The sequence below is a fragment of the Sinorhizobium sp. NG07B genome (assembly GCF_002532005.1).
Classification (GTDB): domain Bacteria; phylum Pseudomonadota; class Alphaproteobacteria; order Rhizobiales; family Rhizobiaceae; genus Sinorhizobium; species Sinorhizobium fredii_C.
On record NZ_NWTD01000003.1, the window covers coordinates 221416 to 244295 of the forward strand.

The window sequence follows — 22880 nt, forward strand, 5'->3', positions numbered from 1 at the left end:
TGTCCGGCCCCTTCCCAACCCACGCTGCTACGCGTGCGCGGGGTCAGGCAAAGATGAAGTCGCTCCTCGAAAAGTTGGAGGCGGAGAGACTGCTGGTTGGATCGTCCACGACGATCGAGAAGGCGTGGCCCGCGGAGTTGAGACCCTTGAGCAACACGTCGCCATCCGTGGTGTTGTAGGCATAGACGGTGCCGTTGGCGCCGGAGCTCGAATACTGCGTGACCCCGAGCTTCTCGATGACCAGGAAGTCCACGCCATCCTGGAAATCCATGATCGTGTCCTGAGCGCTGAGGGCAGCGGTCGCCTTGAAGACGAAACGGTCGGAGTCGGCACCGCCCCAGAGGATATCGCTGCCCGCTTCCCCAATGAGGGTGTCCTTCCCGGCATCACCGCGCAGGGTATCATTGCCGTCACCGGCATAGATGAGGTCGATGCCGTTGCCGCCCCTGAGCGAGTCCGCGCCTCCTTCGCCGGTCAGGATGTCGTCGCCGTCATCCCCGAAGGCGATGTCGTTGCCGTCGCCGACCGAGATCCTGTCGTTGCCGATGCCGCCGTGGGCTTCATCGATGCCGGTTTCGGAGTCGAGCACGTCATTGCCGTCGCCGCCGTCGAGATAATTGTTGCCGTCGCCGCCGTCGACGATGTCGTCGCCGATGCCGCCATAGACACGGTCGTGCCCCGACTGCCCCTTCAGGGCGTCGTTGCCCTCTTCGCCATAGATCGTATCGTTGCCCGCGCCACCCGACACGGCCTGTTGCGTCAGCTTGCCGGTTGCCGGGTCTATGCGATTGTTGAAGCCGTCATTTCCCGATCCGGCATAGATGATGTCATCGCCGGAGCCTGCGTCGATATATTCTTCGCCTGCTCCACCGTAGATTTTGTCGTTTCCGCTGTCGCCCAGGATGTGATCATGGCCGTCGCCACCGTCGATGATGTCGTTGCCGTCACCGCCTTCGAAGATATCGTTTCCCAAACCACCGATCAGCGTATCGGCCCCAAGCCCACCCTCGATGCTGTCGTTGCCGTCGCCGCCTTCGGCATAGTCGTCACCGACGCCCGCCTTGATGTGGTCGTTACCGAGTCCACCGAAAAACCTGTCATTGCCTTCGCGGCCATCGAGGTAATCGTCGCCGGCATAGCCCCAAAGCTCGTCGCCATTGAGGGTGCCGAGAATCGTGTCGGTAAGGTTGGTTCCCTTAAAAATCATCATGATCTCCTAGCAGTTGCAGGAGGGCGGATAATTTCAGAATAGGGCGCAAAAGTGGATTTGGGCCTAATTCAATACATACAATTGAATGGAGACGGAGGCTTATACTACCTATTCTAGAAATATTCAATGGCTTTCACAACTGAATCTGAAAGCGCTGGCCTTGAAAATGCTCACTTCTTCTGACGGAATGAAACGGATATCAGGAATAACTTCATAGATGCGGAATGTAAGGCGTTAGAAAACTTGCGTATTTTGTCCTGATCGCGGCGATTGCATACGCTTTTTCCACACGCTCTCGGGCGTTGGAGGCATAGCGGGCATATTCGGTAGGGGAAAAATCGAGGATTTCGCGGATCGCCTCGGCAAGAGCCTCCGGGTCGCGCGCCGGTACGGCGATGCCCGCATTTCCGGCAACTGTGGCGGCATCGCCGACGTCCGTCGTGACGATCGGCTTCGCGTAGCTCATTGCCTCTGCAATTACGTTCGGGAAACCCTCGGTCCTCGACGACAGCACCAAGGCGTCGATGCTGCGGTAGTAGGAAGGCATGTCGGAGATCTCGCCCATGAGGTCGACCGCGTGCTCGGGCAGACCCGCCTCCGCCATCAAGTCGACCACAGCGCGGTTGTCGCGGGAAAGCCCGTTGCCGGCGGCGGAAAAGAGCGCCTGTGGGTGCGTCTTGCGGACGGCAGCCACGGCTTTGAAGAAAGTGCCGTGATCCTTCTGCGGGTGGAACCGACCGACGATGCCGATCCGGCGTGCGGTCTTCGCCTCGGGGGAATCGATGCGCGGCAAGTCGAAGCCGTTCGGAATGACGACGGCGTTCCGGTTTGCGTAGCCGTAGGCCCGATGCAACTCGAGGGCGCGCGCGCTGTTGTAGATGATGCCGGCCGGCCGGCTCGACAGAAGCTTCGCACCGGCAATTGCCAGGCGCGAGCTGCGCGTAAGGGAGGCGGGGTCGTCCAAGGACTGGCGAATGTTCCAGTAAACCGCCGCTCCGGACCGACACATCTGGGCAGCGATCGTGCCGACGACCATCGCATGGTACATCCAGCACAGGATTACATCGGGACGCTCCTTGCGAATAAGCCGGGCGAGCCGGACGATCGCACCTGGAAGCGCGGTGAGGGAGGAGGCGGCCAGCGATACGTAGGCAACTCTCGGATTGTCGGCGAGATTGCGGTTCCGATCCGAGACACCGATCAGCGAAACGACGACGATGCGCTCATCGGCGGAACCCTGAAGCAGGCGTGCGAGCATGGTCTCGGCACCTGCGCTGGCGGTGAAGTTGGTGATGACATGCATTATCATCGAGGCCGCCCTACTGCATGTCTTTGTCCTTAAATCGAGGTCGATTTAAGGACAAAGACATGCAGTAATTCAAGGTGCTACAGCGACCTTTGCGCGTCTGAAGACGCGGAGCTGCAAGTTCGGCACTGCCCATGCATCGATAGGAGGAACGAACCGCTCTGCCATGAACGTCCGTCAATCGGTCAGACCCATGCCGGCAAAGAGAATTCGGTTGACCATGTGCACGTCAAATCTGCTTTCCGCGAGTTCCCGCGAGCGCCTGCCCATTCTTTCGGCGAGATCTGGATCGCGCGCAAACGCCGCCATCGCATCTGCAAGCGCGGCGACGTCGAGCGGTTTCACCGTCATGCCGTTCACGCCCGGCTGCACCGTATCGCGGCAGCCCGGCAGATCCGTCGTGATCACCGGCCTGCCGACCGCCAGCGCCTCGAGGATGCTCCGCGGAATGCCTTCGCGATAGTAGGAGGGAAGGACGAAGACACTGCATGCCGCCAAGTAGGGGCGCACGTCGTCGGTCGTGCCAAGATACTCCAATATTCCTTCACCGACCCAAGCCTTGATCTCCTGGCGCGAGATTGCCGTCGGGTTGCTGTCGAAGTGACCGAGCAGTTGAAACCGGGCATCGGGGAAAGTGCGTCGCACGATCCTCGCGGCCTCGACATATTCCACCACTCCCTTGTCGCGCAGGAGCCGTGCGATCATCAGGAAGACAGGCCCGCCGCGAGCCCTTCGCGCAAAGGCAAAATGCTCCAGGTCCACCCCGGATCCGGGAACCATCGTGGGGGTCAAGGCATCCGGCAGCATATGGTAGCGGCGAATGTCCTCTGCATCCGCGTCGTTATAGACGAAAACCACCCTCGCGCGCCTGAACGCCAGGCGATACAGCCGGACGCACAGGTGGCGGATGGCGAGTGCCTTGAAGGAGCGACCGCCGGTTTCGGAAAAGATGTGGCCAAGGCCCGTGACGAGGAAGCACCGTTCCCTGATCCCGAGCGTCCGGGCGGCGATCCCGGCATAGATGATCGGCTTCATTGTATAGGGAAGGACCATGTCGGGCTTCAGCCGCTTGAAGTGTCGCCGCAGCGACCAAAAGGTGCGGATGTCCTGCAGCGGATTGAGACCGGTCCGCACCATCGGAATGCGGACGAAGCGAACGCCGATTTCAGCGAGCGCCTGCGCGACCCGCGGGTCCTGCTCGGGAGCGAAGGCTATGACTTCGTGGCCGGCGCCGACCAAGCGCTTCAGCAACTCCAGCCGAAAAATCGTGAGAGACGCCGTCAGGCTTGCGACGACGGCGATCACGCGTCTGCGCGTCGAAGGCTGTGCGACACCGGAGGGGCCCGTTGCGCGGGCGATCTCCTCGGTCTGCATGCGGGCAACATGTTCAGCGGAACTCAAGGCTGACCTCCCCGCGCGCTTTCACCTAATCCGGCAATCGCAGTCCCCCGCGGGCGCTCTTTTGATAGATCTGCCGGCGTGGACTCTCAGGCTTGCTGCGCCTTGTCGGCTGGAGCCGGCCGGGCTTCTTGTTCACGGCGGGGGGCTTCGTCATGGCGGCCTCATGCTCGTAGCGCGGAAGCAGTTCGCGCATGACTGCCACGACGGCCGGATCGTTGCCCCGCTCCGCATGTCGCTGCAGGCGAGCGAACGCGTCCCGCAGCGTCGGTAAGGGAATGGGCTCCGGAACCGCACCGAGAACGCCCGGCACCGGAGAGGTTATGCGCTTGTCGGTCTCGTCGAAAAGCTCCTCGTAGAGCTTTTCGCCTGGGCGGCAGCCGATGATCTTGATCTCGATATCCTGGTCTGGGCTGAAGCCGGCCAGCCGGATCATGCGGCGCGCGATGTCGATGACCTTCACCGGCTCGCCCATGTCGAGGACGAAAATCTCACCCTGTCCGAGCTGTTTCTCAAAGCCATAGGCCGATGCCTGCAAGGTCAGCTCCACGGCCTCCCGGATCGTCATGAAGAAGCGCGTCATGCATGGATCGGTCACGGTCAGCGGGCCGCCTCTAGCGAGCTGGCGCTTGAAGAGCGGGATTAGCGATCCGCTCGATCCCAGCACGTTGCCGAAGCGGACGGTCATGAACCGCGGGCCCTTGCCGGTTTCGAGCCCCTGCAGGTCGAGTGCTTGGCAATAAAGCTCCGCAAGCCGCTTCGTCGCACCCATCATGCTTGTAGAGTTCACAACCTTGTCGGTCGATACCTGGACCATGGCAAGCGTGCCGTATTTCTTTGCCGCATTGGCGACGTTCATCGTGCCGATGACGTTCGTGAGGATGCCCTCGCGCGGATTCATCTGCACCATGGGCACATGCTTGAGGGCCGCAGCATGGAAGACCAGCTCCGGGCGATGCCGCTCGAAAATTTCCTCGACACGCTGGCTGCGCCGGACGCTGCAAAGGTAACTCCACGAAGATACGTTCGGGAGGGTCTCGGCGAGCGTCATGTCGATCGAGTAGAGATTGTATTCCGAATTGTCGACCAGCACGATCTCCGCCGGCTCGCAGGCAGCGACCTGTGCGGTCAGCTCGCTGCCGATCGATCCGCCGGCCCCGGTGATCAGCACGCGCCGACCCCGGACAAGCCGGGCGATCGCCTCGCGGTCGAGTGCCGCTTGCGGGCGCTCCAGCAGATCGGTGAGTTCTACCGACCGCAGTTCATAAGGATTGTCTCCCTTGGCGTGCTTGAACTCGGTTGGCTGCGACAGGCGCGACACGGCAATGCCAAGCCTTTCGGCCGACCGCAGCAGCTCGTCCGACGCGGCTTCGCCGAAGTTTGCCGGCGCTTCCGTGAAGACGACATGGCGCGGCCGCCTGTTGGCTTGCTGCAGTTCCGCCACGACCTGCTCGAAATCCTCGATCCGCCCGGCAATCGGCACCCCGCGCAAGCTCATCCCCAGCTGGTCTGCGTTCTTGTCGAGGCAGGCCACCGGCACATGAGTGGCATTTGGATCGCGCGCGAGTGCCCGCAGGTAAAGCTCGGCGGCGTCGCCCGCTCCGACGAGCAGCAACGGCACCTGGTGATCGTGGCCCACTCCCTTGTGGCGCCCATTCTTGAAAACCGGCCGCGCCAGCGGGATTTCGTCGGCGCGAAAGCTCAGCCGCGCGGCGGCAAGGAAGGCGATCAGGAGCAGCGACTGCATAGGCACGACGGATCGCGGCATGTCGATCAGCCTTGTCGAAAAGAACAGGAGCGAAATCAGCAATAGCGACGTCGCGAGGACTGCGCGAAGAATGATCAGGAGATCGGAGATCGAGCCATATTTCCAGTTTCGGCTGTAAAGCCCGGACAACGGAAAAATGATCGCGCAAATCGCGAGATACTGGGCACCGGACCACAACAGGACGGAGGCGGTTTCGGGCCTCGTACTGAGCTCGGCAAAGCCGTAACGCAGCAACAGCGCCACGGCCAGCGCCACGCCTGCGGAGCCAAGGTCTGCAAGATACAAGGCCGGATATTTCTGAATGCTGAAAACGGCCCCTCGCAGACGCCGGTAGCCGATATCGAGGGCCGCCCCGAACACCGGTAGCAACATTTTGGCCGATGCTCTTGCTGTTCCGCCTTTCGGCAACATTAGGAAACTATCGCGCACTGCCTTCGCGGCGTCGTAAAAACGCTGCATGACGGGCCCTTCCTAATTTCTGCAAGCCTGCCGTGCCGCCGAACGAGAACCGCACCTCCCTCAAGAAGGCTTAATGGTGGGGTAGAGAACGGTGCGTCTGTAAGTCTTGTTGTCGACCAGCTCGAAAGGCTTGATAAATCTACTTCGACAAAAGGTTACTCATCGCGGTGGGCTAGATCGCGATCAAATGGTCTATAATAAGAAACACGTAATTCAGTAGTTGTAAATGCTTATAAATCGCAGGCTTATAGTTTTTCACAAAAGTTTACTGGCTGCTGGGCGGTCAGGCGCCCTGGCATGCAAACGCCACCAGGGCGGGTCAGGAAATCGAGGTCCCCGGGAGATGAATTCGCCACCTGCGGCGATCGGGTCGTGGCCGATCCGTATCTCACGAGAAAGGTGTGACGCTCGGCAAGAGTATATCTAAAGGCATATGGCGTAACCCGGATGAAGAAGTTAGTCTTCTACGCCGTACTTGAGGTTTAGACATAAGCTTTCGATGAAAGTGTAATCGATCAGGCGCCATCCGGCGCATTGCCATAATGGTCATGGCGTCAGCCCCTCTTTTTTCACCGAGGTGGGCGGAAACATGCAAGCACGAAGCGTTATCGAGATTGTGGAGTCTCGCGGGCGGCTGCCTGCTGAACTTATCGTGGCCGGGTACTGGGCAAGCCAGGCCGGTGTTGTGGTCTATGTTCTGAATGGCGTCACCCCCCAAGCGATCAATCTGGTTCTGGACCCGATCGTGACGACGCTGCCTTTGTCGATCCCTGGCGTGCTTTATGTCAGCCTCAACGACAAGGCACGCGTTTGCGAGGCTGTACGAGGCGCCGACGAGATTTATGCTGCGACCGGCATTTTCCGTCGTCTGACGGCGCATTACGGCATCGCACCGACCCTGATCCGGTCCGTCGCGACCGCCATTCCGAGACTGGAAAGTCGCACGCTCCAGTCCGAAAGAGACGTCCGCGCGCCAAAGATCGCCAGGCCCCATCTTCTCATGCCGATCCCGGCCATCCATTACATCCGCTGGGGTGCGTCGCACACGTCGAGCAGGCATCCGACCAAGATCGCCATCTGAACCGATTCTAGTCGAGTTCGAAATGCTCCTTGTAGTCCTGCCGCAGGTGCGACGGCTGATCCTCCTTTCGCAGAAAGCAGTTGCCGACGACGAGACATTCGATCTCGGTACCCATGAAGCAGTGGAATGCGTCCTCCGGGGTGCAGACGATCGGCTCGCCGCGGACATTGAAGCTGGTATTGACGAGGACAGGGCAGCCTGTCCGCTCCTTGAATGCGCTCAGCAGTTCCCAGTACCGTGGATTGGTATCCTGATGCACCGTCTGCACCCGGGCGGAATAATCGACATGCGTCACCGCCGGGATATTAGATCGTGGAACGTTGAGGCGGTCTATGCCGAACAATGCAGCCTCGTCGGGAGCGAGGGGCAATCGCCGCCCGCCGAGCACATCGGCGACGAGCAGCATGTAAGGACTGTCGGCATCGATGTCGAACCACTCCGCCACGTCCTCGCGGCGGACAGAAGGGGCAAAGGGACGGAAGCTTTCGCGGTATTTGACCTTGAGGTTGAGGGTCTTTTGCATCGTCGGCGAGCGCGGATCACCCAGGATCGACCTTGCACCGAGCGCCCGCGGTCCGAATTCCATCCGTCCCTGCATCCATCCCACCGCCTTCTCGTCGACCAAAGAGTCGACGGTGCGCGCGATCACCTGGTCGTCGTCGAGGACGGTATAGACGGCGCCCACGGCCGTCAGACGCTTCTCTATGTCGCGTTGGTCGAAGGCGGGACCGAGATAGGCGCCGGCCATGCGGTCCCGCCCGTCGGGAGTGCGGCCGTGTCCGAGATAGCCGTGCCATGCGGCCAGCGCCGCACCCACCGCGCCGCCCGCATCGCCGGCCGCGGGCTGGATCCAGATGTCGTCGAAGATCCGCTTTCGAAGAAGCTTGCCGTTTGCGACGCAATTCAAGGCAACCCCGCCGGCAAGACATAGGTGACGCTCGCCGGTTTCCCGCCGGGCATAACCCGCAAGTTTCAGAACGACTTCCTCGGTGACGGCCTGTATCGAAGCGGCGAGATCCATCTCGCGCTGGGTCAGCGGCGACTCCGGCTTTCGCGGCTCGGCGCCGAACAGACGATGAAAGGCGGAGGATGTCATGGTGAGACCGGTGCAGTAGTCGAAATAGCGCTGGTCGAGCCGAAACGAGCCGTCCTCCTTCAGGTCGATCAGGTTATCGAGTATTTTCTGCGCGAATAGCGGACGGCCATAGGGCGCCAAGCCCATCACCTTATATTCTCCGGAATTGACCTTGAATCCGGTGTAGTAGGTAAAGGCGGAATAGAGCAGCCCGAGGGAGTGCGGAAAGCGTATCTCCTTCAGTATCTCGAGATCCTTGTCCCGGCCATGGCCGAGCGACGTGGTGCACCACTCGCCAACTCCATCCATCGTCAGCACCGCGGCGCTCTTGAAGGGCGACGGAAAGAAGGCGCTTGCCGCATGCGCCAGATGATGCTCCGTGAACAGGAGCGAACCTGACCATTCCTTTGATCCGGAAAGCTTCCCCAATTGCCTGCGCAACAGGTTCTTCTGAAACAGCTTTTCCTTGATCCACAGCGGCATCGCCATCCTGAAGGAACGGAAACCGCGCGGACTAGTGGCAAGATAGGTTTCCAGCAACCGCTCGAATTTCAGGAATGGCTTGTCGTAGAAGACGACGTGATCGACGTCCGCCATGTCGCATTCGGCCGCAGCCAGGCAATAGGCCACCGCATTTGCCGGAAATCCGGCGTCGTGCTTCTTGCGCGTGAACCGCTCCTCCTGCGCGGCAGCGAGGATCAGCCCATCCTCGATCATCGCAGCCGCGCTGTCGTGGTAGAATGCCGAGATACCGAGAATGCGCATGGCGTCGGCTCAGAACAGGGTGTAGATGAACGGCGCCACCGCGGTACCCTGCGTCAGCACCACCAATCCGCCAAACACTCCGAGTATGATGAAGATAGGTAGGAGCCAGAACTTCTTGCGGACGCCCATATAGGCCCAGAGTTCACGGATCAGTTCCATATCCATTTCCTCCACTCATCAACCGACAACGCTCTTGTCGCTTTACAACCGCCTGCGTCAGAACTGATTGCGCATCGTCGTCGGGTCCGGTTCATGCGGTTGCCGCTCATTCCAGTACGTGTGCGCACCTTTGTCGAACGCGGCGACGAGCGGATCGTAGCCGCGCAGCCTCAAGAAGACCCCGATCGGAACGAAGGCTACCGCATAGATCAGAAGCATCACCACGGGATTGACGATTTTGAACAGCAACAGGCCGAGTTTCATCCACAGCCGGTTCGGCAAGGCGAGCCAGTCGGGAGAGGCAAACGCCAACAGGACGAGGATACAGCCGATGACTGCAAGCCCCGTGGTGATCGGAGTGAGCCCGCCGCTGATAAACCACCGCGCGAGAACAAAAGCGAGGAGGATGCCACCGACCGTGTAGCCGAAGCTGCGGTTCGACGGCCCCTCCAAGGCATGCTCGGAAAAAGACTCGTGCGCCTGGTTCATCGGGAACGCCCTCAGCGGCCAGTGCTAATCTCTAAAATAGGATACTGCTCGAAATGCAATCGCCTGCATTGAGGAATAATATAGGACGCATCGTATAGAACAAGCGGCGACCGATCCGGTCAATATACCATTGGATATAGAGAGCAGGCGACGCCTGGTCGCGGCCCAAGCGGTACAGCGGCATTGATCAAACTTGCGCGCCCGGCCATTTTTTGGGGGGAGACTCTATCGGCAAAACGCCGTATATTCCGCCGCACAAAAATGCTTTCGTATCAAATTCCTATTCTGAATTCATTTGTGTGAGTTCAAGTGCAAGAGATACGATTCTTATCTGCCAAAGCTGTCAGAACAGACAAGTCGGGATCGGCCGCCTGAACAAGGCGGTCTGCAAAGGCACGGCTTGCTGGACGGCTCGTCAGAGAGGACAAGATGTCATGACGAAGCGGCATCTCGGGCTTGTGGCATGCGCCGTTCCTGGCCTGTATCTGTTGTTAAGCCCCGTCTACGCTGTGTTGCATTACCAGCTTTTCGCAGCTGAACCCCCGCATTTCATCCGCTACGTGCTGATTCCGGGCGTGCTGGGAGCCGCCGTGATCGCCATCGGCCTGCTTGCGAAGCCGCGTATTTCCGCGCTTGTCGGCATCTGTGCCTCGAGCATCTTGCTCGGCCTCTTCCTCTTCGAGGCGATGCATACGGTCTCTGTCGTCTCAGTCCGGCTGGAAATGCTCGGCCAGCTTAGCGAGGCGCAGTCCGAAACGCTCAGGCGCAACAAGAACATCGTCCCTGGTTTCACGCTCCGGAGCCTGAACCGGCTTTCCGGCACCGACGAGCTCCCGGAGGCGCTGCTGTCCGGCTTTCCGGCAACGCAGGTGGTGCTGTGCACGTCCAAGGACGGCATCGTCAGCTACACGGCGGACCGGTACGGCTTCAACAATCCCGACGACGTGTATAATCGCCGGCTGGATTTGATGCTCCTCGGAGACTCGTTCGTCGAAGGCTTCTGCCTGCCTCCGGGCGAGGACCTTGCATCCAGCGTGCGGGCGGGTGGCGCTACCACAGCGAGCATAGGCATTCGCGGAAATGGTCCTCTGGTCGAACTCGCAATGCTCGGTCGTTTCGGTGAGCTTTTGCGTCCCCGCCACGTGATGATGGTTTTTGTTGAAGGCAACGACTGGGAGAATCTGGAGCGGGAACTCGCCGTGCCCTGGCTTCGACAAGCGCTTTCGCCGGATGCGAACTTCGGTTTGCAGTCGACGGCGCAAGCGACCATGCGCGAGGCTCGCAGCATTCTGGCGGAGCGAAAAAATGCCCCGGTCACGAGTGTCGACCTGCTCACGAGAACATCCTTGCTGCGCAATTTCGTCGCCCTGCAGCAAACTCTCGCACGGCTGGGGTTGGTTTATCCGAAGATTGCCGGCGACACGCCGGAGTTCAGAAAGATACTGCACCGCGCGAAAGAACTGGCCAAGGGCTGGGGCGGCACTTTCACATTGGTCTACGTGCCGAGGATGGACAGGTTCATCGGGCCGTTCTCATCGGATCGCCCCTTCGATCCGCTGCGGAGGAGGGTACTCGATGCTGCCGCGGCAGAGGGGATTCCCGTGCTTGATCTTCACGAGGCCATACGCGCCCAGCCCGACCCTATTCTTCTGTATGCGCCCGATGCTCATTTCAGTCGTGCCGGGGCCAAATTCGTTGCGAAGGAAATCCTCCGCTCCATCGCGGTGAAGGAGACTGGCCTTCCGATCACCGCAGCGATTAAACGACCTTGCGGCGAAGCATGCCTGCCTCCGATGGCGACCCCGTGATGATCAATTCGAACCTAGCTGCAGCCGCTGAGAAATATTGGCGAGCTCCACGCGGGTCGTGATGTTGAGCTTGCTGTAGACGCTATGAAGGTGAAGCTTGACGGTGCCGGGTGCTATTCCAAGCCGCAGGGCTATTTCACGGCTGCGCAAACCTGCTGCCGCAAGGCGGGAAATCTCGAGTTCACGCGGGGTCAACTTCTGCATGACCGCGCGGCGTTCGATGTCGCGTTCACGAATTCGATCGATCTCCGCAGTCAAACCTTGATCCACGACAGACGTTCGGCCGGCCATCACCGCCCGAATGCACTCGACAAGCGCACTTGGCGCCTGTTCCTTGAGAACGATGCCGCGCACACCAATTCTCATCGCCTCGGCAAGTTCCTGATCGCTGATATCGGCGGTCAGAAGGACGCAGGCGAGTTCCGGCCGATCGCCGTGCAGGCGGCGAATGAGGTCGAGGCCGTCGATTTCGGGCATTCGCAGATCGGCGACGACCAGGTCGACCGGCCGGGTCGAGACGACCTCGAGCGCCTCGGCAGCCGTTTTGCATGTTGCAACCACTTGCCAGCCGGGCTCGGCGTCGATCAAGCGGCGCAACCCGTCCAGGACGATCAGGTGGTCGTCGACGACCACGATACGCGGGCTCACGGATGGGCCGGTATCTTGATGGTTATCCGAGTCCATTGCTCCACCCTGTCGATCGAGAGTTCTCCTCCCCAGGTCGCCACGCGCTCTCGAAGGCTCCGCGGACCGACCTTGCTGCTCTCCAGCTCCGCATGCTCGAGGCGCCGGTCAAAGCCGAAGCCCGTTCCGTCATCGTCCACGGTGAGGACCACGGCCCCGCCGTCGAGCCGGAGCCGGGCCTCGAGCGTTCTTGCATGCCCATGACGTGCCGCATTGGCCGTCGCCTCTGCAATCATCCGCATCAGTTCGTCGATGATCGATGACGGCAAGCGGAGGTCTTCGGGTTCCAGAAGGAAGCGAAAGTCGATCGACCATTGCCGCCGCAAGCGTTTGGCCAGTGCCTCCAATCGCGCCACCAGCGGCGAGTCCTTCGCGCCGCCGTGATCGGATCCCGGTTCGAGCGCGCGAATGAGAGCGCGGAGCTCTCTTTGTTCGTCGTATAGCATGGCTTGCAAGGCCATCAGACGCCTGTCGATCTCCTCTGGCTCGGCCTTCGACGAGCGCAGGCTTTGCAGCTGCAAGGCCATGCCCGCCAGGGTTTGCAGCACCCCATCGTGTATATCTCGTCCGATCTTGATGCGTTCCTCAAGGGCGGCTGCGTCGCTGAGACGGCGCAGCAAAATTGCTTGCTCGAAAAGCGCCTTCAGCCGGTCGGCGACAATTTCCGCCATGGCAACGTCGTCAAGTGTCGGGGCAGGGGGATCGAGGAGAAACAGGCGCGCCTCGACGTCGCTCGCGTGGAACTGCACCGAAATCGCCGAAGTGATCGAGAATTCGGCGACGAGGGCGGGGGACGCCGGCAACTCGTCTCCGCGCCATCGATCGAAACGTCCCTCGCCGCGGTGAATGAGGGCTCGCGATCGCTTTGCGTCGATGATCAGAAGACTTGCATGCTCCAGCGCTTCGGGTGTCCACGGCAGATAGGTGGTCGGCGACAAATGCCTCACCTCGCATGCGCCGTTCTCCCATGTGGCAAGATGGGTCCAGGGTTCGTCGCCGTCACTCCAGATCAGTAGTGCGCGGCCGACGCGCATCACCTGCGCGGCATAATCCAGCGCCGCCTCGGCCGGCCAATCACGCCCGTCGGGCGCGCCGGGCGTCCGCTCGACGAGCCGCAACAACTCGGAGCGCACCGCCTCCTGATGAGTCCCGAGCCATGTGAGAAGAACCGTTGCCGTCAGCAGGAAGAGTATGAACGACAGCGCGACTGCCGCGTCGACGCCCGAGTTGGAGGGCCAGACGGTATTCGAAAGCGCCAGATATGCGAGGATCGCGACGCCGATGAAACCGGTCCACAAGGCACCGCGCCAGAGCCAGTGCAGCGTCGCTGTCAGCTGGACGAACGGCATGAGCATGAAGACCGGGCCAGACACCCGGCCGGTAAGCAGCGCCAGGGCAACCAAAGTGGCGACGTCGATGATATGCCGCACGAGGGTCCCGCGGACCCTATGGACCTGGGCCTTCCAAACGAAATGGGCTGCAGCGATGGCGTAGGCGAGATAAGCGACGAGCAGCCAGAAAACGAGTTGCGAGCGCGCGGGCCAGATGGCGGCATCGAGCCATGTAATCCACAGGCTGCCGATCGCCAGGACGATGCGAGCGATGGCGATGACCGCGTCCGAGCGAGCCCGGAATGTATTGATCCAAGTCTGTCGATTGGTCGCCGGGGCCAACCCGTTTTCGGCCCGCACTGTGGAAATCGCGGAGGCCCAGTACTTCACCGCCAAGTCCTCTCTTCAGGCAGGCAATCAACCCCGGTCTTTCGGCAGGCCAGAGGGGATTATGTCGAATTGCATTTCCAAAGACCAGATTCGTTGCCGACTTTCCGGCTCTGGAGACGAAAGCCGCCTCGGCTAGTCCTAAGGCGCATGTGGACGGAATCTGCCGTGTACCGCCGGGCGCCTGCCAGTCCGGGAGGCCCAGGCCACCACCTCGATGCACGCGCCGTCGCCGCATAGAACGACGAATCCGCGTTTTGAATGGCATTGAACCTGTCCGACCAAACCGATGTAACGGCCGGCGTTCTCGAACTCCACGGCTGCGTCGATACGGACCCGCTCGCCGCTGTAAAAGGAAAATGCACCGGGGTAGGGGGCGCCGACTGCACGGATCAGCCGGAGCACGGAGACGGCGGGCGCATTCCAGTCGATCAGGCCGTCCTCGGCGCTTCGCTTCGCACAATAGCTCGCCTGGTCATGATCCTGCTCTCTCCGTGGGGGATTATCCGTCTCGACGAGCGCGATCGCCTCGACCACCATCTCGCGCAAATTCGTTGTGTGCTTTGCATAGAGGTTGCGAGCGGTTTCGTCGGCCGCGACGGCGAACAGCCGCTGAAGCAAGATCGGGCCGGAATCGATGCCTTCATCCAGCCAGAACAGCGTTGATCCGGTCACTTCCTCGCCGCGCAATATCGTCCAGGGAATGACCGCGCGACCGCGCAGACGCGGCAAGGCGGCAGGATGGAACCCGATCGTACCCAGGCGCGCGACATCTCGAAAGGCCTGCCTGCAGACCTGCGACCAGCCGATGACGAAGGTGAGGTCGGGCTCGACCGCCGCCATCGCCTCCAGCACGTCCGGCTGATTGATATCCGACGCGTAGCGAACGGCGCAACCGGCGGCGCGCCCCATGGCCCCCAAATCGGCAAAATCGGAGTGGCGCCCGGCCAGCTCAGGCGGCAGGGTGACAACGAGCGTAGGAGCGCGCCCCATCCTTATGAGCGCTTCGAGAGCGATTACGGAGCTCTCCACGGCACCGACGAAAACGATACGCATGAACCAACAACCGCCGACTATCGACGAGCGCGGGATGTCATTTCCCGGCGGCAACGAACGATGTGATGCTATGCTGGCCGCATTGAACTCCAAGGACGACCATGATGTCCAGTGCAGGAACCAGACAAGTCCGCCGCGACAGCACCTTGGATTTGCGCCGCGAAAGGAGAAGGCGGCCGCCCTTGCCCTCGGATGAAGCGGCGTTTCAGAATTGGTGACCCGCCGTATTCGCGCCAAGAAATGGCTAAAAGATGAAGCGATTGAATAAGATATACGTCACTTCCGAAACTACAGGTGGCGATGGGGCGAACTAAATTATTGCGCCCTACTAAACATTTCACTAATCTAGAACGATAGCGAAAATTGTTGCTTAAGATGGTTTCCATGACGACGTTCGTTTCTAATGGCAGCCTCTCTGCTCGCTCCCACTACCGAGAAAGCGTTGAGCTTGCCGTTCAGCGCAATGGGAATTCGGTAGGTCTGCTAGATGCTTGGGCGCTCGTCAAACGGCGCATGCGGCTCCTTGCGACAGTGATCGTCGGGTGCACTTTGCTCTCTGCGATCGCATCATTCACGCTGCCAAAAACCTACACGGCCAGTTCTGAAGTCGTGCTCGAGCGGAAAGACGTTCGACCGTTTGCTACTGACGCTTCTTTGACGACCGTCGACCGTGATCGCTCTGCAGCAGAAACCGAGATGGATGTCTTGCAGTCCAGACAATTTGCCGGCCGCGTGGTCGACAGATTGGAGCTCATCAACAATCCCAGCTTCAACCCCTATGCTCGCCAGGCCAAACAACCGCAAAACATCGGTGGCGGACTTCTTGCGTACTTACAGGGAATAATCGGAATCGATCAGTCGCCCGATCCGGTCAGAACTCTGCCGGATCTGAAAGCTCAACGGGACCGCGCAATCTCGACACTGCTGCCCCAGCTCAATGTCAGCCGGACCGGAGAGAGCCTTGCGGTAAGAATTACCGTATCGAATCCCAGTCCCAGGCTCGCTCAGGAAATCGCCAATACGATTGCCAAGCTGTACGTCGAATCCTCGCTCGAATTCAAGCAGGACGAGCGGATCGCCGACAAGCAGCGGGCCATTAATACGGGCGGCGCGGTCGGGTTCCTCCGGCAAAGCATGACGCAGCCGCTTCTGGTCACATTGCGGGCAGAAGAGGCCCGATTGCTGCAGAGCAAAGCGGAGATCGCGGCGAAGTTCGGCAAGAACCACCCTCAGATGATCGATGCAGATTCGCAAATCGCGGGCGTACGCAGCATGATCGAAGAGGAGGTTCGGCGCATCTTGTTGGACCTTGAGGCGGAATCGCTGAAGCCGAGCGCCCGGATCGTATCGGCGGCGGAACTCCCGAATTCACCATCCTTTCCCAAGGCAAGCATCATTGTTCCGGCGACATTTGCCGGGTCGACCTTGTTGGCCTTCTTGCTCGCCCTCCTGTTCGAGGCGACTGATACGCGAATCCGCAGCGGCCAGCGCACCGCCGAACTCCTGAGAATTCCCAACTTGGGCTATGTGCCGAAAATCCCGAAACATTTTTCGTCGCACGGCACCAAGCGATCGTCATGCATACCGGACTGGAGCAATGTGACATCGGCCGAAGCGGAGCGTTCGATCTATATGGCGTCCCGCTTCTCGGAAGCCAAGCAGCTGCATCGCGTCGTGATGGTCACCTCATGCCGTCACAACATTGCAAACGCATCGACTGCGTGGGGAATTGCAACGGCGGCGGCCGCAGACGGCCGCCCCACCGCCTTCGTGAACCTGGACTTCCATCAGCACAGCATTCCCTTTTTGAAGAGCATGGGGCGCTCACCCGAACTCCTCGAGCGCTATCTCAACAATGAAGCGACCCTCGCCGATGTCGTGCAAACGATTCCGACCTTGCCGGGCCTAGGTTATCTCGACGCGACGCTGGCAATGACGGAGCCGTTCAGACTCATCGACTCCGACAAGCTATGTGAACTGATCCAGGCGCTCAGGCAGAGCGGGTATGATTTCATTGTGCTTCACGCCCCGCCCGTCCTCAGCTCGGGCGATGCGACTTGGCTCGCACCCTTTGTCGACGGGGTCATCCTGATGGTGTCCTGGGGCGAGACAACCGAGGACCAATTGTTGGTGGCCGTTTCCCAGCTTCGGATGAATCATGCGCCACTGATCGGCACGGCAATCAATCAAGTCAATCCTGACATTCATAGACGCCACCGCTACGGAGGCTACGTGATAACCTCGAGGCGTTTTCCGGCGGGTGGATGGATCAGGAGCCGGTCCCGCGGAAATGGTGCGATCGCCGACCGCCCGATCAAGGAAACGAATACCTCGTCGGTCCTTTCGGTGAGAGCCGCGCCCAATTCTCCGTCGAAGATGGTGTAATTCGGCAACCCGAAGCCGGGCCGGCGCTCGTATTTGCTGAAACCGAGCAAGGCTCGTCTGTCGGAGGGAGATCGTCTGAAAGGGCGGGCCCACAAGCTTTCCGTCGGTCTCGGCTCCAGCGTTTGTTGTAGAACGGAGAATCCAACATGAGCAACGGGCGGCCGCGGACCGTGTGCTTTCCTTTCATCGGGGATTTCATAGGCGGCAGTCATCTGTCCGCCCTCGGACTGATACGAAATCTTCCGAAACCGTTGTTCGCGCCGCTCGTTGTCCTCCATGATACCGAGGGGCCGGTGGCGGAACTGTTTCGCCGCGAAGGTATCGACTTTGAACCAGCGCCCGTCTTGAACCGCCTGGAGCGGGCCGGCGCGCGCAACTGCACGGCGGCGCTCAATGTCGCCCGCACTCTTCCGGCGCTTGTCAGATATTTGCGGGGCAGGGACGTCGCAATCGTGCACACCAACGACGGTCGCGCACATCTCATGTGGGGTCTCGCAGCTCGATTGGCGGGATCGAAGCACCTCTGGCACCACCGTGGCGACGCGACGTCCTTCGGCTTGCGACGCATCGCGCCCTGGCTTCCGAACCGTCTCGTGGCCGTTTCGAAATTTGCCTCGCCACGCCCTGGATTTATTTCAGCGGCGGCCAAATGCAGCGTCGTTCATAGTCCATTCGACGTCATGAAAGCGAAAGAGGTCGAGCGGGAAGACAGTCGAAGAAACATCATCGCCACGATTGGGTGCGCGCCGGAAACAAGGCTCCTCGGATATGTCGGAACCCTGGTCGATCGCAAGCGGCCAATCCTTTTCGTCGAGGTGCTCGCGGCCCTGCGGCGGCTGGAGCCGAGTTTAGAGTTTGCCGGGCTGTTCCTGGGAAACGCTCTGAACGGGCTTGACGACGCCGCAAGATCGCGCGCGCAAGCCCTTGGGGTCGGCGACCGCGTGCATTTCATGGGTTTCCGCTATCCGGGCGAGCCTTGGATCGCGGGGCTGGATGCTCTTTTGGTGACGGCGGTGAACGAACCGCTCGGAAGAACGCTCGTCGAAGCAATGCTGCTCGGAACGCCGGTCATTGCAGCAGATTCGGGTGGCAATCCCGAGGTCGTAGAGGACGGCGAAACGGGCATGCTCGTTCGCCCGGAGGATCCGGACGAATTCGCAAGAGCTTGCCTAAAACTGTTCGGCGACTCAGGCTATCTGGCGCACATCGTGGAAACGGCGCGCAACCAAGCACGCGCCCGCTTCAGCATAGAGCGCCACGTGCACGCAATCACGGCGGTCTACGAAGACCTGCTGCGCACGGGCGGCATTAAGGGCGCCGACCGAGTGCAGGCCCATAGCCGGTGACGGGGCAGCGATATGCGGCGCGAGGCGACAGTGTCACACCTAGGCAAAACAACGACACTTCACGTTCATTCCGATACCCACCTGCGCGCGCCGGCCTTGCCTGCAATCGAACGTGCCTTCCTCTATATGGGCGTGTTCCTGGCGCCCTATGCAACACTGCGGTTTTCCGAGCTATTCTTTACGCTCAGCGATTTCTTTTTCTGCCTCAGTCTTTCTCTTCTTTTCATAACCGGGCGGATATGGAGCAAGCCGCTCGGCGAAGCAACGCCGCTTTGGCTTATCGCGTTCACGCTCTTGTTCGTCGGGCTAATGGTCGGCAGCCTCTTGAATGACAGCCCCGAACGAGGGCTGATCGTGACGGCGCAATATTTGTTCGCCTACGTATTCCTGATGTTCATTCTGATCCGAGATGAGCCCAGGGTAGCCTATCGTTTGGCGGCCATTTTCCTGGTCAGCATGGTTCTCATCGATATTCACGGCATCATTACCTTCTACACGGTTGGCTATGTGCCTGGAGAAGGAAAGGGCGTCGTTACCGGTGGACGGCGTTTGGCGACAGTCCTTCGCAACCCGAACTTGGCTGCGGCGATGAATGCCCTGACGCTGCCAATTCCGCTCTTCTTGTGGGCGACCGGCCGGATCAAGTCATACGTCGCCTTACCGGTAATAGCGATATTCATAGGTACGGTGATACTTACCAGCTCGAATAGCGGTCTGTTCGTAACGTTGCTTTGTCTAGGCGTCTTCACGGCGTTTCTTTCGACGCCCAAGCTGTTGCTACGGTTGGCGCTTGCCGGCGGCATACTTGCTGCGGCTGTGGCGGGCTTTGGAAGCAAGGACCTGTTGCCCAAGACATTTCAGACGCGTGTTTTGGGCGCGCTTTCCTCCGGCGACATATCCGAAGCGGGAACGTTCGTTTCGAGAGCCGCGCTGATCGAGGAAGCACTCCAGACGATATCCGATAAGCAGATTGCCTTTGTGGGTTTAGGAGCGGACGAGTTCCGGGAGAGAAGTGTACAAACCGCTCCCGTTCACAATCTCTATCTTCTCCTCTGGGTCGAAGGCGGGCTGCTCGCGCTCCTGGGCTGGATCATGTTTTCGGCCGTCCTCCTGCTGCATGGATTGACGCTCAAAAGGGGCGGAGGAGATAAGAGGGCGCTGGCAGCGATGACGACGACCATTGTGGTTTTTCTGACGATTGCCCTGTTCAATCCGCATATGTACGCGCGGTATTGGACGATCCCTATTTTCTTGTGCTGCGGACTCGGCCTCGCGCAATTCCGCCAGACCGAAAGATTTAGAAGGCGCGGAGCTTAAGGCCCGAGGGCTTTGTCGTTCACGGAATCAGCCGGCTAACCGCGTCGCATCATATCTATTCATGTGTAGCGGTTTTATGTCGAAAAAATAGTTGGCGAATAGTTGGAGAGGAAGTACGTTCAGGGCCGAGCGGTAGTAAAGCTGGCCGGGTTGCTAATCAGGCGTGCATGCATTATCATATATTCTTTGTTTCACTTGTTTTGTGAACGAGAGCAGCCAATTCCCCCGCATGAATTTGAAATAACTGGTCGGCGCGTGCTGACGTCCGCGGCTAGAAGATTGTAGTCGATCGCATCTGCTGGTGGGACGTCCGCGATCCGTGCAAGCATAATTGAAGGCAAGTTCAAGCAGCCGCTCATATGAAAGGCTATGATGATGCCCTCGCAGCCCGCTCGCATTGCTTACATCGCAGGTTACGGACGCAGCGGGACCACCTTGCTCGACATTGCGTTGGGGCAGCACGATGCCGTGCTGGGGGCGGGTGAGATAACGTCGCTCACACGGCATGTTTGGCGTCACAACGAATATTGTGCCTGCGGCAATCGGATTCGGGACTGCCGTTTCTGGAGCACCGTTTGCCAGGAATGGCTGGCGAACTCGGACCCGACGCTCATGTCGGAGTATTGCGGCCTTCAAGAAAAATTCGAGGGTCTGCCCGTACTTGCACGGATGTTTTCCGGGCTCAGTCTCGGCAAACAATTTGCGGCCTATGCGCTGCACACGGAGCGTCTGATGAACGCGATGCTTACCTCTTCCGGCAAGCAGGTCATCGTCGATTCTTCGAAATTGCCGGGAAGGGCGATGGCGCTTGCGCAGATACCGGGAATTGACATGCGGGTCATCCACATGGTGCGTGACGGGCGCGGCGTGGCCTGGTCATTGCTGAAACCCTATGCGCGCGACGCGAACTCGGGATTGCAGAAGGAGATCCGGCCAAAATCGGTACTTAGAACGGCGCTGCGATGGAGCATAGTCAATCTTGCGGTCGAATATCTCTCGCGAAAACTGGGCCCGGATAAAGTGCTGCGTGTGAGGTATGAGGATTTCGTCTCCGACCCCGTCGGCATCATGCGGCAGATCGGGGCGTTTCTGGAGCTCGACCTCCAACAAATCGGTTCTTCTTTGCGGAATGGCGAGCCGGTCGGTCCAGGGCACCAGGTCGCGGGCAATCGGCTGCGCATGAATGGATCTGTCGCACTCACGAGGGACGAGTCTTGGCGGGCGCGGATGCCGGCCGGCCAGCAGCTCTCGTTCGAGCGGCTGTGCGGCTGGATGCTCAGACGCTACGGCTATCTTTAAGCATCGCCTGCAGGAGCGAGGGAAAACCTATGCTGGCTGCGCGTTCAGCTGTTTCGCGAAGGTCCCGACATTGGAGGCGCCCCGACATTGTCGCGGCTCAGCTGATGTTGGCAGGGCTGCTCCTTGGATCGCAGGTCGGGCCGGTGCGGGAGGCCGAAGCTGCAACGGCAGTGCAGGAACCTCTTTCACCCAAGCTGCCGGACGGCAGGCAGCGTGCCTTTCCGACGGCCGAAGGCTTCGGCGCCGGTGCCGTTGGAGGCCGCGGCGGTAAGGTCATCTATGTCGTCAACACGAACGAGTCGGGCCCAGGATCTCTGCGCGGGTGCATAGAAGCGTCTGGACCGCGCGTCTGCATCTTCCGCACCGGCGGCACGATCACGCTGCGCGAGAAATCGCTGTTGGTTCGAAATCCGTTCCTGACGATTGCCGGGGAGACTGCTCCGGGCGGCGGGATCGCCATTCGCAACGGTGAGACACAGATTCGTCCTTCCATTGAAATTTGGACCAACGACGTGATCATCAGGCATATTCGCCTTCGACCTGGGCCGCATGCGCGCAAGGCGTGTTGTTCCGGCGGTCTCGGAATGTACTCGGAGGCGGCAAGAGACATCATGCTCGATCATATCTCCGCCAGCTGGGGATCGGACGAGACGGTAGATTCGGAAGACGCCAGCAATTTCACCTGGCAATGGGGAATTGCCAGCGAGCCGCTGCTGAAAGGCGGGCCGGGGAAAAACAATCGTGCTCGCAACATGTTGTTCACTAAAGGTGGCAACGTCTCGGTGCACCACTCGCTCTTCGCGTTCGGCAGGTTCAGAAATCCGCAGATAAAGATGAAACTTCCCGGCGCGGTTGCGGATGTCGTGAATAATGTTCTCTTCTCGCCAGAGTGGCAATACGTCGTTAGCTTTGGCGATGAATGGACGCATATTCAGGCCAATGTGGTGGGCAATTATAAGATCGCAGGACAAAAGTTGCGCAACGACCACCTGGTGCATCTTTTCCCCGAAAGCGGCCTCGGGCACTCGATCTATGTCAAGGACAACTATGACGAACCCTATCGAACTACGCCTCACCAGGATGACAGCTTAGTTCTCGCCGAGGATCAAAGACGTTTTGTTGTGAAGGCGCCGTTCGAGGCGCCGGCCATCCGGACGTCCGCGCCCATGGCCGCCTTCGAGGAGGTCCTGGAGAATGCCGGTGCCACAAAGCCCGAGCGCGATGAGGCCGACAGCCGCATTGTCGAGGATGTGAAAAGTCGCAGCGGGCGCCTGCTGAAAACGGATCCGCGCGAGGTTGGCGGATGGCCCGATCTTGATGCTGGAACGCCATACGAGGACGGGGACATGGACGGCATTTCAGATGATTGGGAGGTGAAATACGGCCTGGATCCGGCAAAGGCCGACGATGGTCAGCAGGACATGGATGGTGACGGGTGGTCGAACCTCGAAGAGTTTCTCCACGTCATGGCCGGCGATCCGGGAGACGGCGATGTCCGGCCGCTGCCGGATCCGCAATGAGCTACCTTAGACGTCCTTAAATCGTTTCGATCTAGGG

At 60.0% G+C, this 22880-nt stretch carries 17 protein-coding genes; 7 read left to right on the forward strand and 10 right to left on the reverse strand.

Translation table 11 applies throughout. The features are described 5' to 3' along the window. Positions 1-43: 43 nt before the first annotated feature. The 4 genes from CO664_RS11090 to CO664_RS11105 form a co-directional block, all read right to left on the reverse strand. Positions 44-1207 (reverse strand): calcium-binding protein, encoded by a 1164-nt coding sequence (locus CO664_RS11090; protein WP_097524512.1) that lies wholly within the window; start codon positions 1205-1207, stop codon positions 44-46. A gap of 214 nt (positions 1208-1421) precedes the next feature. Further along, a complete protein-coding gene (locus tag CO664_RS11095) occupies positions 1422-2519 on the reverse strand; it encodes a glycosyltransferase (protein ID WP_097538764.1) in 1098 nt (365 codons plus the stop codon). A gap of 174 nt (positions 2520-2693) precedes the next feature. Next, positions 2694-3917: a glycosyltransferase family 4 protein gene (locus CO664_RS11100; RefSeq protein WP_097538765.1), complete on the reverse strand. Its 1224-nt coding sequence runs from the start codon at positions 3915-3917 to the stop codon at positions 2694-2696. A gap of 25 nt (positions 3918-3942) precedes the next feature. Continuing rightward, positions 3943-6054, reverse strand: a complete 2112-nt coding sequence (locus tag CO664_RS11105; RefSeq protein WP_234820224.1) for a nucleoside-diphosphate sugar epimerase/dehydratase — start codon at positions 6052-6054, stop codon at positions 3943-3945. A 676-nt stretch (positions 6055-6730) separates the two neighbouring features. Between CO664_RS11105 and CO664_RS11110 the strand changes: the two genes are divergently transcribed. Beyond that, positions 6731-7222, forward strand: coding sequence for a hypothetical protein (locus CO664_RS11110; RefSeq protein WP_037416798.1), 492 nt, complete (start codon positions 6731-6733; stop codon positions 7220-7222). A 7-nt stretch (positions 7223-7229) separates the two neighbouring features. Here the strand turns inward: CO664_RS11110 and CO664_RS11115 are convergent, their stop codons facing one another. Genes CO664_RS11115 through CO664_RS11125 form a run of 3 tightly spaced genes read right to left on the reverse strand, consistent with a single transcriptional unit; the run spans position 7230 to position 9710 of the window. Beyond that, entirely contained in the window at positions 7230-9062 is a 1833-nt protein-coding gene (locus CO664_RS11115) for a carbamoyltransferase (protein WP_097538767.1), read from the reverse strand. 9 nt (positions 9063-9071) lie between these two features. Further along, the gene (locus CO664_RS11120) at positions 9072-9221 is read right to left on the reverse strand and encodes a DUF5989 family protein (protein WP_082912469.1); all 150 of its coding nucleotides are present in this window, start codon (positions 9219-9221) and stop codon (positions 9072-9074) included. 57 nt (positions 9222-9278) lie between these two features. Beyond that, a complete protein-coding gene (locus tag CO664_RS11125; protein WP_097538768.1) occupies positions 9279-9710 on the reverse strand; it encodes a hypothetical protein in 432 nt (143 codons plus the stop codon). A gap of 434 nt (positions 9711-10144) precedes the next feature. On the opposite strand from CO664_RS11125, the gene CO664_RS11130 reads away from it, so the two are divergent. Then, positions 10145-11518: an SGNH/GDSL hydrolase family protein gene (locus CO664_RS11130; protein WP_097538769.1), complete on the forward strand. Its 1374-nt coding sequence runs from the start codon at positions 10145-10147 to the stop codon at positions 11516-11518. Positions 11519-11521: 3 nt separating this feature from the next. Here the strand turns inward: CO664_RS11130 and CO664_RS11135 are convergent, their stop codons facing one another. The 3 genes from CO664_RS11135 to CO664_RS11145 all read right to left on the reverse strand — a co-directional run bounded on the left by CO664_RS11135 (position 11522) and on the right by CO664_RS11145 (position 14976). After that, positions 11522-12202 carry a response regulator transcription factor gene (locus CO664_RS11135; protein ID WP_097524519.1) on the reverse strand — a complete coding sequence of 227 codons (681 nt, stop codon included), beginning with the start codon at positions 12200-12202 and terminating at the stop codon, positions 11522-11524. After that, positions 12163-13923, reverse strand: coding sequence for a sensor histidine kinase (locus tag CO664_RS11140; protein WP_097539174.1), 1761 nt, complete (start codon positions 13921-13923; stop codon positions 12163-12165). The genes CO664_RS11135 and CO664_RS11140 overlap by 40 nt, the downstream gene beginning before the upstream one ends. Before the next feature lie 138 nt (positions 13924-14061). After that, entirely contained in the window at positions 14062-14976 is a 915-nt protein-coding gene (locus tag CO664_RS11145) for a methionyl-tRNA formyltransferase (protein WP_097538770.1), read from the reverse strand. A gap of 384 nt (positions 14977-15360) precedes the next feature. Between CO664_RS11145 and CO664_RS11155 the strand changes: the two genes are divergently transcribed. The 5 genes from CO664_RS11155 to CO664_RS11175 all read left to right on the forward strand — a co-directional run bounded on the left by CO664_RS11155 (position 15361) and on the right by CO664_RS11175 (position 22843). Then, positions 15361-17361, forward strand: coding sequence for a tyrosine-protein kinase domain-containing protein (locus tag CO664_RS11155; RefSeq protein ID WP_037416977.1), 2001 nt, complete (start codon positions 15361-15363; stop codon positions 17359-17361). A 146-nt stretch (positions 17362-17507) separates the two neighbouring features. Beyond that, positions 17508-18707, forward strand: coding sequence for a glycosyltransferase family 4 protein (locus CO664_RS31680; protein ID WP_097538772.1), 1200 nt, complete (start codon positions 17508-17510; stop codon positions 18705-18707). Between the two features lie 12 nt (positions 18708-18719). Further along, positions 18720-20024, forward strand: a complete 1305-nt coding sequence (locus tag CO664_RS11165; protein ID WP_097538773.1) for an O-antigen ligase family protein — start codon at positions 18720-18722, stop codon at positions 20022-20024. Between the two features lie 372 nt (positions 20025-20396). Next, the gene (locus CO664_RS11170) at positions 20397-21323 is read left to right on the forward strand and encodes a sulfotransferase (protein ID WP_037416980.1); all 927 of its coding nucleotides are present in this window, start codon (positions 20397-20399) and stop codon (positions 21321-21323) included. A gap of 104 nt (positions 21324-21427) precedes the next feature. Next, positions 21428-22843 carry a pectate lyase gene (locus CO664_RS11175; protein ID WP_176536559.1) on the forward strand — a complete coding sequence of 472 codons (1416 nt, stop codon included), beginning with the start codon at positions 21428-21430 and terminating at the stop codon, positions 22841-22843. Positions 22844-22880: the final 37 nt, after the last annotated feature.

Excerpts from the sequence above, each read along its gene's own strand:
- CO664_RS11135 (WP_097524519.1), bottom strand. The coding sequence starts at position 12,202 with ATGGACTCGGATAACCATCAAGATACCGGCCCATCCGTGAGCCCGCGT.
- CO664_RS11105 (WP_234820224.1), bottom strand. The coding sequence starts at position 6,054 with ATGTTGCTACCGGTGTTCGGGGCGGCCCTCGATATCGGCTACCGGCGT.
- CO664_RS11130 (WP_097538769.1), top strand. The coding sequence starts at position 10,145 with ATGACGAAGCGGCATCTCGGGCTTGTGGCATGCGCCGTTCCTGGCCTG.
- CO664_RS11110 (WP_037416798.1), top strand. The coding sequence starts at position 6,731 with ATGCAAGCACGAAGCGTTATCGAGATTGTGGAGTCTCGCGGGCGGCTG.
- CO664_RS11170 (WP_037416980.1), top strand. The coding sequence starts at position 20,397 with ATGATGCCCTCGCAGCCCGCTCGCATTGCTTACATCGCAGGTTACGGA.
- CO664_RS11125 (WP_097538768.1), bottom strand. The coding sequence starts at position 9,710 with ATGAACCAGGCGCACGAGTCTTTTTCCGAGCATGCCTTGGAGGGGCCG.
- CO664_RS11115 (WP_097538767.1), bottom strand. The coding sequence starts at position 9,062 with ATGCGCATTCTCGGTATCTCGGCATTCTACCACGACAGCGCGGCTGCG.
- CO664_RS11155 (WP_037416977.1), top strand. The coding sequence starts at position 15,361 with ATGACGACGTTCGTTTCTAATGGCAGCCTCTCTGCTCGCTCCCACTAC.
- CO664_RS31680 (WP_097538772.1), top strand. The coding sequence starts at position 17,508 with ATGAGCAACGGGCGGCCGCGGACCGTGTGCTTTCCTTTCATCGGGGAT.
- CO664_RS11145 (WP_097538770.1), bottom strand. The coding sequence starts at position 14,976 with ATGCGTATCGTTTTCGTCGGTGCCGTGGAGAGCTCCGTAATCGCTCTC.
- CO664_RS11165 (WP_097538773.1), top strand. The coding sequence starts at position 18,720 with ATGCGGCGCGAGGCGACAGTGTCACACCTAGGCAAAACAACGACACTT.
- CO664_RS11090 (WP_097524512.1), bottom strand. The coding sequence starts at position 1,207 with ATGATTTTTAAGGGAACCAACCTTACCGACACGATTCTCGGCACCCTC.
- CO664_RS11120 (WP_082912469.1), bottom strand. The coding sequence starts at position 9,221 with ATGGAACTGATCCGTGAACTCTGGGCCTATATGGGCGTCCGCAAGAAG.
- CO664_RS11175 (WP_176536559.1), top strand. The coding sequence starts at position 21,428 with ATGTTGGCAGGGCTGCTCCTTGGATCGCAGGTCGGGCCGGTGCGGGAG.
- CO664_RS11095 (WP_097538764.1), bottom strand. The coding sequence starts at position 2,519 with ATGATAATGCATGTCATCACCAACTTCACCGCCAGCGCAGGTGCCGAG.